Here is a 10,703-nt window from a genome sequence, read left to right as displayed (position 1 = left end):
GTGGGCCGCCGGGGTGCTCGGTGCGCTCGCGATCATCATCGCGGTGCTCATCGTCATCAATTCGCGGGCGGACCAGCAGCAACAGCCGCCTACCGTGACCGATACCGGAACCCCACCCGCATCCGCGCCGCCGGCAAGCAAGACGCCGAGCGGTTCGGGGGCGCAGCCCGGCATGCGGCTCAATTGGCCGGACGACGGGACAATAGGGACTTCCGGCTTCCACAACGCGCCGGCCCGACACGGAACACCGCAATGACCACGCCGCAGCACCTGTCCGACCGCTATGAACTGGGCGAAATCCTCGGCTTCGGGGGTATGTCCGAGGTTCACCTGGCCCGCGACGTCCGCTTGCATCGCGATGTCGCTGTCAAGGTGCTGCGCGCGGATCTGGCCCGCGACCCCAGCTTCTACCTTCGCTTCCGGCGCGAGGCGCAAAACGCCGCCGCGTTGAATCACCCGTCGATCGTCGCCGTCTACGACACCGGCGAGGCCGAGACGCCCACCGGGCCGCTGCCCTACATCGTGATGGAGTATGTCGACGGCGTCACCCTGCGCGACATCGTGCACACCGATGGGCCGCTGCCGCCGCGGCGGGCCATCGAGATCATCGCCGACGCGTGCCAGGCGCTGAACTTCAGCCACCAGAACGGCATCATCCACCGCGACGTCAAGCCGGCCAACATCATGATCAGCACCACCAACGCGGTCAAGGTGATGGACTTCGGCATCGCCCGAGCGATCGCCGACAGCGGCAACAGCGTCACCCAGACCGCCGCGGTGATCGGAACCGCGCAGTACCTGTCCCCCGAACAGGCCCGCGGCGACACCGTCGACGCGCGTTCCGACGTGTACTCCCTGGGCTGCGTGCTCTACGAAATCCTCACGGGCGAACCGCCTTTCACCGGGGACTCGCCAGTTGCCGTTGCGTACCAACATGTTCGGGAAGACCCGGTCCCACCCTCGCAGCGGCACGATGGCATCTCCGCCGACCTCGACGCCGTGGTGCTCAAGGCGCTGGCCAAGAATCCCGACAACCGCTACCAGACCGCGGCGGAGATGCGGGCCGATCTGATCCGGGTGCACAACGGCGAGAAGCCCGAAGCTCCCAAGGTGCTCACCGACGCCGACCGCAGCTCGCTGCTGTCCTCGGGGAGCGGCGGCGCCGGCCCGACGCGCACCGACCCGCTGCCGCGTCAAGTTCTTGCCGACGCGGGCGAGGACCGCAGCGTCGGTTCGGTCGGCCGCTGGATTGTCGCGGTGGCCGCGTTGGCCGTGTTGACGATCGTTGTCGTCATTGCTTTCAACACCTTTGGGGGCAGCGCCCGGGACGTGCAGGTGCCCGACGTGCGTGGGCAGGTGTCCGCCGATGCCATCGCGGCGCTGCAGAACCGCGGCTTCAAGACCCGGACATTGCAGAAGCCGGATTCGGCGATCCCGCCCGATCACGTCATCGGGACCGACCCGGGCGCCAACGCGTCGGTGAATGCGGGCGACGAGATCACCATCAACGTCTCCACCGGCCCCGAGCAGCGCGAGGTTCCCGACGTCTCCTCGCTGAGCTACGCCGACGCGGTTTCCAAGCTGAAGGCCGCCGGCTTCAGTAAGTTCAAGCAGGCCAACTCACCGTCGACCCCGGAACTGCTGGGCAAGGTGATCGGGACCAACCCGCCGGCCAACCAGACCTCGGCGATCACCAACGTCGTCACCCTCATCGTCGGCTCCGGGCCCGAGACAAAGCAGGTCCCCGACATCGCCGGCCAGACCGTGGACATCGCGCAGAAGAACCTGACCGTCTACGGCTTCAGCAAGGTCACCCAGGTGCAGGTGGACAGTACCCGCCCGGCCGGCGAGGTGATCGGCACCAATCCGCCCAAGGGCCAGATGGTTCCGGTCGACTCGGTGATCGAGCTGCAGGTGTCCAAGGGCAACCAGTTCGTCATGCCCGACCTGTCCGGCATGTTCTGGACGGACGCCGAACCGCGGCTACGGGCGCTGGGCTGGACGGGCATCCTGGACAAGGGCGCCGACGTCGACGCCGGCAGCTCCCAGTCACATCGGGTGGTGTATCAGAACCCGCCGGCGGGTGCCGGGGTCAACCGCGACGGCATCATCACGCTGAAGTTCGGTCAGTAGCCGGCGGGTCGGCCGGGAAATACGGCCGCACCGCGGCGTGCACCTCATTCTCGAGCCGGCGCACCAACGTGTCGTCGCGCTCCCGCCCGCAATCGGCGAGCCAGTTCGCCAGCATGCGGTGGCCCCCCTCGGTGAGGATCGACTCCGGGTGGAACTGGACGCCGTGGATCGGTAGATCGGTGTGCCGCACGCCCATGATCACGCCGCTCGGGGTGTGCGCCGTAACCTGCAGCACCGGCGGCAGCGACTCGGGCAGGATGGTCAGCGAGTGGTAGCGGGTTGCGGTAAACGGATCCGGAAGCCCTTGTAGCACACCGGCATTGGTGTGATGGACGCTGCTGGTCTTACCATGCAGCAGTTCGGGGGCGCGGTCGACGGTGGCGCCGAATGCGACGCCGATGGCCTGGTGCCCCAGGCAGACTCCGAGCAGCGGCGTCCGCTCGGCGGCACAGGCACGAACCATCGGAATCGACGCGCCCGCGCGTTCCGGAGTGCCCGGCCCCGGACTGAGCAGCACTCCGTCGAACTGCCGGGCGACGGCGGCCTGGTCGGCGAGCCGGGCGTCGTCGTTGCGCCAGACTTCGGCGTCCACACCCAGCTGACCGAGGTACTGCACCAGGTTGAACACGAAGCTGTCGTAGTTGTCGACAACCAGGATCCGCATCGTGCCAGGTTACCGTCCGCGGCCGCCCGGGTAGCTGGTCCGTGGGCGTCAGTAGCTGATGGGGCCGTTGGGCTGCGCGAAATGCAGCCGGTCGGGCTCGACATGACCGACGACCTGCACGTCGGACTTCACCTGTTCCTCGTAGCCGAGGCCGAAGCGGACCACGTATTGCTTGTACAGGATCACCAGGGGAGCGACGGCCAGGGCGGCTTGCATGGCCGCCGCGTTGCCGATCGCCGTGATCGTGTACGGCGGGCTGTAGGTCCGGCCGTTGAGCAGCAGCGTGTTGCCGACGCAGCGCGGCACAGACGTGGCGATGATCCGCTGGTCTTGCATCTGGATCGCCTCGGCGCCGGCGCTCCACAGCGCGTTGAGCACGGCCTCGATGTCTTGCTGATGCACCACCAGGTCGTCGGGGGAGGCGTCGCGCGGGAAGCGGCCGTTGGCGTCGCGCTGGGCATCGGCCAGCGTGACCACCAGGCCCGGCCCGTGCACCGGACCCATCCCCGCCTCGCCCGCGAGTTGCGCGGAGCGCCGCAGCATGGCCGACAGTGCGGCGTCCGAGGACCGGCCGTGCGCGGCATCGATCTTGGCGGTCAGTTGCTCGCGTTGCGCGCTGAGACGGTTCACCGACGACTGCGTTTCGCGGACCAGGTCCACCAGGCGTGGAGCGTCGCTGCGCCGGATCTCGGCGCCGCCGGAGACTCCGTGGGTGGCGGCGAGCAACAGGCCGGCCAGCAGACACACCACCGGCACGCCGAAGCGCCATGGCGACCGGCGCGTCTCGATCATCGAGTCTCCATTTCCTGGTCACCGTCCCAGGTGAGTTAGTCTCGTAGCCAAGCTATGGGTGCGACTGCACTGTTTATCGTTGCACCCCGTCCCGCTCACCGTGTCGTTGAGGTAATCCGCGAGGTAATCATGCCCAAGTCCAAGGTCCGCAAGAAGAACGACTTCACCGTCAGCGCGGTCAGCCGCACGCCGGTGAAGGTCAAGGTCGGGCCGTCGAGCGTGTGGTTCGTCGCGCTGTTCATCGGTCTCATGCTGATCGGCCTCGTCTGGCTGATGGTGTTCCAGCTGGCCGCCGTCGGGAGCCAGGCCCCGGCCGCCCTGAACTGGATGGCGCAACTGGGCCCGTGGAACTACGCGATCGCGTTCGCTTTCATGATCACCGGTTTGTTGCTCACGATGCGCTGGCACTGAGCAGGACGGTCGGTGTAATGAATTCATTTCCGGGTTGACTCGGCACGACGTCAGCAACTTTCCGACCACCCAATCACACGCGTGTGATTTATCCCCACTGTTGATAGCTGATGTGGATAACTGCATAGCCCGTGGTGGGAGGGGTTAAGGACCGCATGCAGCAAACACAATGGCAGCCGCACACGGCGGGAATCGCTGGTTGTGGAGCCGCGGGCGTTTTGATGGCTATCGCCGCTGTGACCGTGGTCACAGACCCGCCCGGGCGGATTCTGGCGGGCGTTGCCGCGGCGGGTCTGCTCTTGTTTGCCGGCGTGTCGTGGCACGCGCGTCCCAAGCTGGCAATCACAGCCGGCGGGCTGGTGCTGCGCGGCTGGTTCCGGACGCAGGTATTGCAGCATTCCGACATCAAGATCATCCGCATCATGGAGTTCCGCCGCTACGGGCGAAGGGTGCGGTTACTCGAGGTCGAGACGGCTGACGGCGACCTGGTGCTGTTCTCCCGATGGGATCTCGGGACGGACCCGGTGGAAGTGCTCGACGCGCTCACCGAAGCCGGCTACGCGGGCCGCCAGCAGTCCTGAGCGGCCCGCGGGCGCCGGGTTCAGGAGATGGTGATCGACTCGATGACGACCGGCTCGGTGGGACGGTCGTTGCCGTCGGTGCTCGTCGTCGAGATGGCGTCGACGACCTTTTGCGACTCCGGATCGGTCACTTCGCCGAAGATCGTGTGGCGCCGGTTCAGGTGCGGGGTCTGCCCGACGGTGATGAAGAACTGCGAGCCGTTGGTGCCGGGGCCCGCGTTGGCCATCGCGAGCAGGTAGGGCTTGTCGAATTGCAGTTCGGGGTGGAACTCGTCGGCGAACTTGTAACCCGGGCCGCCGCGACCGGTTCCGGTCGGGTCGCCACCCTGAATCATGAAGCCCCGGATCACCCGGTGGAAGACCGCGCCGTCGTAGAAGGGGCCCGAAGAGCCGCCCGATGCGTTCTGCGTCGAGTACTCCTTGGTGCCCTGCGCCAGGCCAACGAAGTTGGCGACGGTCTTGGGCGCGTGGTTTCCGAAGAGGGCGACCTTGATGTCGCCGCGGTTGGTGTGGAGCGTCGCGGTAGCAGTCTGAAAGGGGCTGTTGGTCACGGCATGAGAGTCTGCCACTAGGGGTGGGCGTTGCCGCACGCGGTGTCACCCAACGCGGACCGTCATCGAAATCGCAACGTGCGCGCACTGAAGACGACGACGTCCCTATGCTGGCAGTCTGTTCAGTTACCCGGCCGGTGTCACGGCCGGCTCGTTCCACGGGACAGAAAGGCGACAGATGAGCGCGAAGGCGGATTCCCGGCTGACCCCGCGGCAGCGATTGGCCCGCGGCCTGAGCTATTCGGCGCAGGGACCGGTGGACCTCACCCGTGGGGTGGTCGGCCTGAGTGTCCAGTCCGCGCAGTCGACCGCGGCGCAGCTGCGCCGCCGGTATCAAGAGGGGCGGCTGGCCCGGGACCTCGCCGCGGCCCAGGAAACCCTTGCCCAGGAGCTGGCCGCCGCACAGGAAGTGGTGACGAGCCTGCCCCAGGCACTGCAGGACGCAAGGCGCGCGCAGCGTCGTGGCAAGCGCCCCTTGGTTTTCGTGGGCGTCGCCGTCGCCGTACTCGCCGGCGGCGCCGCGGCGTTCAGCATCATCCGGCGCTCGGTGCGGGCGAAGCCCCAGGATCCCCAGTCGCGGCCGCCCAGCGTCGAGGTGCAGCCGCGGCCCTAGATCACCGCACAGCCAGCTGAAGCCGCTCGCGGCGACGGACCAGAATGCTCGGCAGCCACGCGCCGACGTCGGTCGCGTCGATCCATGCGGTGCGCTCGAGCAGCATCCGCAGCACCATGTGGGCCTCCAAGCGGGCCAGCGCGGCACCCACGCAGAAATGCACGCCCTTGCCGAAACTCACATGGCCCTTGGCGGACGCGCGGTCGAGCCGAAATTCGTTGAGAGCGTCAAAGTGTGCCGGGTCGCGGTTCGCCGCTCCCCACATCAGTAACAAGTGCGCGCCGGCCGGTACCTCGACCCCACCCAGCGTGGTGTCGCGCCACACGTGGCGGTAATGGCCGCGAAACGGCGGCTCAAAGCGCAGGGTCTCTTCGATGAAACTACTTAGCAATTGCGGGTTTTCGCGAACTTGCTGCTGGACCCCGGGGCGATCGGCAAGGATCCAGGCCGCGCTGCCCAGCAGCGACGCCGTCGATTCACCCGCGGCACTGAAGAGGGTGGGCATGATCCCGAGCGCCGGCAGCTGTTCAAGTTCACCCGATGTGCAGCGTGCTGCCAGATCGGCGATCAGACCGTCTTCACTGCTGTCGCTTGCCTTTTCGAAGTGCTTGAGGACATAGCCGGAGAGTTCCATTGCCGCGACTCCGGCCGCTGCGAGCTGGTCGGGCGTGACGATCCCGTCGAGCAAGGTGGTGGTGGCGTAGCCAAGCCGAATGAGCCTGTCGACGTCATCGTCGGGCAGACCCAACAGCTTGCAGACCACCATCATCGGCAACCGGTTGGCGACCGCGCTCATCCACTCGATCTCACCATCGCGCAGGTTCTCCTCCCAGAGAAGGTCCGCGGTCTTGCGGCGATTCTTCAATGATCCGAATACGTTTGGCGGGCAAATGGGGTAGCAGGATCTTGCGGTGCACCGCATGAATCGGGTCGTCCGCGGTGGCCAACGTATGCATCGGGGCTCCCGGCGGTCCCATATCGAACGGGGTTACGGTGCCGTCCTCGTGAAAAACCATGGTCGCCGTGAGGTTGGACGAAAAGTCTCCGACGCGATCGACGGCTTCCAGCACCGCGTCCCAACCGCATACCGCGTAGAAGACGGAGTCGCCGATGCGGTGCACCGGCGCCTCGGCGCGCATCCGGTCATACAGCGGGTAGGGGTCCTGGATCGCCTCGCTGCCGAAGAATCGGATCGCCTTGTCCAACACGGCCATGCGTTTCAGGCTCGACGCAGCTCACCGGCGGGTCAATGGCATGGGGGAAGTTGAGGAACGTTGGCGGCTCGCGGCCGAACACGGCGGACGGCGCCCACCCGTCGCCAGCAGCTACTTCGGCTGAGAAATTCGCGTAGCAGATTCTCGGCCTGAGAAAAGTGTTTCCGCAGCCCGCAGACGGTGCAGCATGGACGGATGACTGGGAGTGATTGGTTGGTGGGCCGCGACCGCCGTAGCGAAGCCGCCGACCGCATCTACACCGCGGCGGCCGACCTCGTCGCCCGCCGGGGCTACGAGGATTTCACGATCGAAGCCCTGGCCGCCCGGGTGCACTGCTCACCGGCAACCATCTACCGGCATGCCGGCGGCAAGGCGACGATCCGCGACGCCGTCATTCGCATCCAGGCCGCCCGCATCGTCGACACCATCCGCGAAGCCATCAAGGACCTCGCCGGCCCCGAGCGGGTCGTGACCGCCACGATCATGGCGCTCGAGCGGCTGCGCTCCGATCCGCTGGCCCGGCTCATGCGCTCGATCCACGCCGCCCCGGTCAGCGATTGGGTCATCAACTCACCGATCGTGACGACCTTGGCCGCCGAGATGCTGGGGCCGGGCCACGACGACCCCCTGGCCGCGCAGTGGCTTATCCGCGTCTTCCTGGCGTTGTGGGGCTGGCCGCTCAAGGACGCCGCCACCGAGCGGGCCCTGGTGGAACGCTTTCTCGGCTCGTCCTATGCGGGAGCAGGGGAGGGGCGTGACCTGTGGAGCCTAGGGGAATCGAACCCCTGACACCCGCCTTGCAAAGGCGGTGCTCTACCAACTGAGCTAAGGCCCCTCATCGTGACTGGGTGGTTGACCTTGGTCATCCACAGCCACGTGCCAGACCTCGACTCCGCGTCGGGACCACGCCACCGCTGCCCATACGGCGATAAGTCCCAGCGGCAGTGCGAGTCTTACGCAACGTCTTGACGGGCACATGGTTGTGGGCCTAGGAGGACTCGAACCTCCGACCTCTTCGTTATCAGCGAAGCGCTCTAACCGCCTGAGCTATAGGCCCGTACTCGCGTACGGCCGAGCGACGAGATTACCGCAATCCCCGCCCGACTCCCAAAAGCGCAGCATCCACTGCTAGTCCCGATCCGCCAACGTCACCTCGACACCGCCGATCAGATCGGTGGTCAGGTTGTAGACGAACGCGGCGATGGTGGCCATCGCGGTCAGCAGCACGATGTTCACCAGACCGATCAAGACCGCACCGCCGAAAATCGTGCCGCTGGACACTAGTTCGCCGCTGCTGCCGCTGGTGTTGTTGAGCAGGTCACCGACGTTGCTGTTCAACTTCGACCACACGCCCATTCCGCCGAGCACCAGGTAGAGGAACGCGACGGCGATCATCCAGACGAAGAACAGCGCCACCGAAAGCAGCAGCGACACCTTCAGGGTGCTCCACGGATCGATGCGGCGGATCTGCATGCTGGCCCGCACCGGGCCGCGCGTTCGCCGTGACACTTGCACCCGGTTGTCCCGGCCTTCCCGGCTTTCGGCGGTGGCCGACCGTCCAGTCCCCGACGCGCTCGGCGACTCGGCGGGGCGCTCGGGTGCGGGTTTGCGGTGCGGGCCACGCGGCACTCCGCCGGACAGGTCCGGCAACTCGCTCGCGTAGGCCTCGGTCGCAGAGGTCTCGGCGCGGGCGGTGTCGAGGTTGGTGACCATCGCCAGCGGGCTGGACCCGCACGGGCTGGGCGTGCCCGAGGTCACCTGGATGCGTCAGCCCGCCGCCTATCGCGACGCCGCGCAAGGATTCGCCGACGGCACGCCCGACGGGGTGGGGACGTGGCTGGTGCTGTGTTGCCGGGCGATGAAAGCCGGAGCGCAGGAGGCGGTGTCGATCGCCGACGCGATGTCCAACAAGTAGCTGAACCGGTTGCCGAAGCCGGGAAAACGGGCACAAAAAGGTAGAGCGGGCGACGTTCCGAATGTTCGGTCCGCCGCCCGCTAGCACGGGGCTCGGTTACCAAGCGTGCATCTCGGGGCTGCGTGGGTTGGCCTCGGCGATCTCGCGACGCTTATGGTTGCAACCCCACCCAAAGGGCCGTCGATACCTTCCGCATTTTCGCAATTTCGCAGGCCCGCAACACTTCTGCCATTTTCGCGGCTATGACTCCGCGTGGGTGCCGAGCACCGTGCTGGGCGCCCGGGTCGGGAGAACGAACCTTCTCTTCCGGCTCGACCTTGGCCTTACCGGGCTTCCGTGGTTCCTTTGTACTACTAGACCCCTAGCACAGCAAGGCCCAATTACGAAGGAAATCCCCTGGCGCCCGAGGCCCGTTTGCTGGGTCGCTAAAAAGCGCTAAAAGGCGTAGCGGCGCAACAACGAATACGTCACCGCGCCGGCGGCCAGCGCGCTGATGCCCACCGCGGCCGTCGTGGCGATAGCGGCACCGGAGGGCGCGGGGATGCGGTCACGCAAGGACACCGGTCGGGAGAACGAGATCACCGGCCAACCGCGCTCCACGGCCTCCCTGCGCAACCCGCGGTCGGGATTGACGACGCTGGGATGGCCGACGGCCTCGAGCATCGGCAGGTCGGTGATCGAGTCGGAATAGGCGTAGCAGTGCTCCAGCGGGTAGCCCTCGCGCGCGGCCAGCTCGCGGATCGCCTGCACCTTGCCCTCGCCGTAGCAGTAGAACGAGATCTCGCCGGTGTACCGACCGTCCTCGACAACCATCCGGGTCGCCATCGCGTGGGTGGCGCCGAGCGCGCGGGCGATGGGGGCGACGATTTCTTCCCCGGAGGCCGACACCACCACGACGTCGCGTCCGCACAACTTGTGGGCCGCGATCAGGTCGGCGGCTTCGGCGAAGACCAGCGGAGTCACGATGTCGTGCAGCGTCTCGTTGACGATCGACTTGACCTGTTCGACGTCCCAGCCGGTGCACATGTTGGTCATGTGGGCGCGCATCCGATCCATCTGGTCATGATCAGCACCGGAGAGCAGATAGATGAACTGCGCGTAGCTCGACTTGAGCACGGCGCGGCGATTGAGCAGGCCCTGGTTGAAAAACGGTTTGCTGAAAGCCAGGGTGCTGGACTTGGCGATGATCGTCTTGTCCAGGTCGAAGAAGGCCGCCGTGCGGGCATGGGAAGCAGTGGTTGACGCCGATTGCTCCGAGGCCGACTGCTCCGCGGTGGGGTCGAAGACGGTCACGGAACCAGCATAGGTCGGCGGTCCGGCACGGCCGCCATCCCGCACCGGAAATGGCCGCTCAGGGGTTCCGGACGCGGACGAAGCGGTGTTTACGCGGCTCAAGCTGGTTTTCCAGAAAATGATCTCTTGCGTTACTCCGGCTTGTCATGTGTATAGTAAGCATTACTCGGCCTGAGCCGAGGGTGTATCAGCCCGACCCCCCGGGGCTGATACACGACGACCCTCGCCTCCTCCCCCCCTGGCGGGGGTCGTCCCTTTTCTACGGTCGGTTTTTCTCGCTTCGCGTCCCCGGGCTCGGCTCTCGGTGCGTTGCGGGGGAAGCGCGTACGTCGTCGCTGGCGGCATAGCCCCGCGACGCGTTTGTGCACACTCGCGTCTCTATCCACAAATCCCCGTTTGGGACTGTTGTGCCAAGGTCACGGCCCCGCACAGTGGTCGGATGACCAGCGTCTCCGGAGCGGCGGGTTCGGCGGGAGTCTTGGCGCTACTGGCGGACCCCGACCTGCGCGCCGAGTCAGATCGGGTGGCCGCGGCCG

Annotated in this window: 9 protein-coding genes, 2 tRNA genes and 4 pseudogenes; 7 read left to right on the top strand and 8 right to left on the bottom strand. The window is 66.7% G+C overall.

Annotated features, from left to right (window positions below; translation table 11 throughout):
* Both DQP58_RS23960 and pknB read left to right on the top strand, forming a co-directional pair.
* Window positions 1–256 (top strand): annotated as a pseudogene (locus DQP58_RS23960) (serine/threonine protein kinase); the annotation flags it as partial.
* Window positions 253–2,133, top strand: coding sequence for a Stk1 family PASTA domain-containing Ser/Thr kinase (gene pknB / locus DQP58_RS23955; protein ID WP_112710622.1), 1,881 nt, complete (start codon window positions 253–255; stop codon window positions 2,131–2,133). The pseudogene DQP58_RS23960 and the gene pknB, both read left to right, overlap by 4 nt.
* On the opposite strand, the gene DQP58_RS23950 is transcribed toward pknB, so the two are convergent.
* Together DQP58_RS23950 and DQP58_RS23945 are read right to left on the bottom strand one after the other, a co-directional pair.
* Window positions 2,111–2,797 (bottom strand): aminodeoxychorismate/anthranilate synthase component II, encoded by a 687-nt coding sequence (locus DQP58_RS23950; RefSeq protein ID WP_112710621.1) that lies wholly within the window; start codon window positions 2,795–2,797, stop codon window positions 2,111–2,113. The genes pknB and DQP58_RS23950 overlap by 23 nt on opposite strands.
* A 48-nt stretch (window positions 2,798–2,845) precedes the next feature.
* Complete coding sequence (locus tag DQP58_RS23945; RefSeq protein ID WP_112710620.1) at window positions 2,846–3,589, bottom strand: DUF881 domain-containing protein; 744 nt, start codon at window positions 3,587–3,589, stop codon at window positions 2,846–2,848.
* A 129-nt stretch (window positions 3,590–3,718) separates the two neighbouring features.
* On the opposite strand from DQP58_RS23945, the gene crgA reads away from it, so the two are divergent.
* Entirely contained in the window at window positions 3,719–4,000 is a 282-nt protein-coding gene (crgA, locus tag DQP58_RS23940) for a cell division protein CrgA (protein WP_083064827.1), read from the top strand.
* Between the two features lie 155 nt (window positions 4,001–4,155).
* Window positions 4,156–4,581: a PH domain-containing protein gene (locus DQP58_RS23935; RefSeq protein ID WP_112710624.1), complete on the top strand. Its 426-nt coding sequence runs from the start codon at window positions 4,156–4,158 to the stop codon at window positions 4,579–4,581.
* A gap of 20 nt (window positions 4,582–4,601) precedes the next feature.
* Here the strand turns inward: DQP58_RS23935 and DQP58_RS23930 are convergent, their stop codons facing one another.
* Window positions 4,602–5,150 (bottom strand): peptidylprolyl isomerase, encoded by a 549-nt coding sequence (locus DQP58_RS23930; RefSeq protein WP_066861810.1) that lies wholly within the window; start codon window positions 5,148–5,150, stop codon window positions 4,602–4,604.
* 160 nt (window positions 5,151–5,310) lie between these two features.
* On the opposite strand from DQP58_RS23930, the gene cwsA reads away from it, so the two are divergent.
* Window positions 5,311–5,745: a cell wall synthesis protein CwsA gene (cwsA, locus tag DQP58_RS23925; protein WP_112710619.1), complete on the top strand. Its 435-nt coding sequence runs from the start codon at window positions 5,311–5,313 to the stop codon at window positions 5,743–5,745.
* A 1-nt stretch (window position 5,746) separates the two neighbouring features.
* On the opposite strand, the pseudogene DQP58_RS23920 reads toward cwsA, so the two are convergent.
* Window positions 5,747–6,959: pseudogene (locus tag DQP58_RS23920) on the bottom strand (cytochrome P450).
* Between the two features lie 195 nt (window positions 6,960–7,154).
* Between DQP58_RS23920 and DQP58_RS23915 the strand changes: the two are divergent.
* Window positions 7,155–7,748, top strand: a complete 594-nt coding sequence (locus DQP58_RS23915) for a TetR/AcrR family transcriptional regulator (protein ID WP_112710618.1) — start codon at window positions 7,155–7,157, stop codon at window positions 7,746–7,748.
* Here the strand turns inward: DQP58_RS23915 and DQP58_RS23910 are convergent.
* The 3 genes and pseudogenes from DQP58_RS23910 to DQP58_RS23900 all read right to left on the bottom strand — a co-directional run.
* Window positions 7,722–7,794 (bottom strand) — tRNA-Ala (locus tag DQP58_RS23910). The two genes, DQP58_RS23915 and DQP58_RS23910, sit on opposite strands and share 27 nt — an antisense overlap.
* A gap of 148 nt (window positions 7,795–7,942) precedes the next feature.
* A tRNA-Ile gene (locus DQP58_RS23905) sits at window positions 7,943–8,016 on the bottom strand.
* Between the two features lie 71 nt (window positions 8,017–8,087).
* Window positions 8,088–8,636: pseudogene (locus DQP58_RS23900) on the bottom strand (DUF3566 domain-containing protein); the annotation flags it as partial.
* Window position 8,637: 1 nt separating this feature from the next.
* Between DQP58_RS23900 and DQP58_RS23895 the strand changes: the two are divergent.
* Window positions 8,638–8,874 (top strand): annotated as a pseudogene (locus DQP58_RS23895) (oxidoreductase); the annotation flags it as partial.
* Window positions 8,875–9,309: 435 nt separating this feature from the next.
* Here DQP58_RS23895 and DQP58_RS23885 read toward each other — a convergent pair.
* Window positions 9,310–10,167, bottom strand: a complete 858-nt coding sequence (locus DQP58_RS23885) for an HAD-IB family hydrolase (RefSeq protein WP_112710623.1) — start codon at window positions 10,165–10,167, stop codon at window positions 9,310–9,312.
* Window positions 10,168–10,703: the final 536 nt, after the last annotated feature.

It is taken from the genome of Mycobacterium colombiense (assembly GCF_003284975.1).
GTDB classification, from domain to species: domain Bacteria; phylum Actinomycetota; class Actinomycetes; order Mycobacteriales; family Mycobacteriaceae; genus Mycobacterium; species Mycobacterium europaeum_A.
The sequence above is the reverse complement of the archived record's forward strand: the minus strand, read 5'-3'. Positions and strand labels throughout refer to the sequence as shown.

Excerpts from the sequence above, each read along its gene's own strand:
- DQP58_RS23935 (WP_112710624.1), top strand. The coding sequence starts at position 4,156 with ATGCAGCAAACACAATGGCAGCCGCACACGGCGGGAATCGCTGGTTGT.
- DQP58_RS23945 (WP_112710620.1), bottom strand. The coding sequence starts at position 3,589 with ATGATCGAGACGCGCCGGTCGCCATGGCGCTTCGGCGTGCCGGTGGTG.
- DQP58_RS23915 (WP_112710618.1), top strand. The coding sequence starts at position 7,155 with ATGACTGGGAGTGATTGGTTGGTGGGCCGCGACCGCCGTAGCGAAGCC.
- DQP58_RS23950 (WP_112710621.1), bottom strand. The coding sequence starts at position 2,797 with ATGCGGATCCTGGTTGTCGACAACTACGACAGCTTCGTGTTCAACCTG.
- cwsA (WP_112710619.1), top strand. The coding sequence starts at position 5,311 with ATGAGCGCGAAGGCGGATTCCCGGCTGACCCCGCGGCAGCGATTGGCC.
- pknB (WP_112710622.1), top strand. The coding sequence starts at position 253 with ATGACCACGCCGCAGCACCTGTCCGACCGCTATGAACTGGGCGAAATC.
- crgA (WP_083064827.1), top strand. The coding sequence starts at position 3,719 with ATGCCCAAGTCCAAGGTCCGCAAGAAGAACGACTTCACCGTCAGCGCG.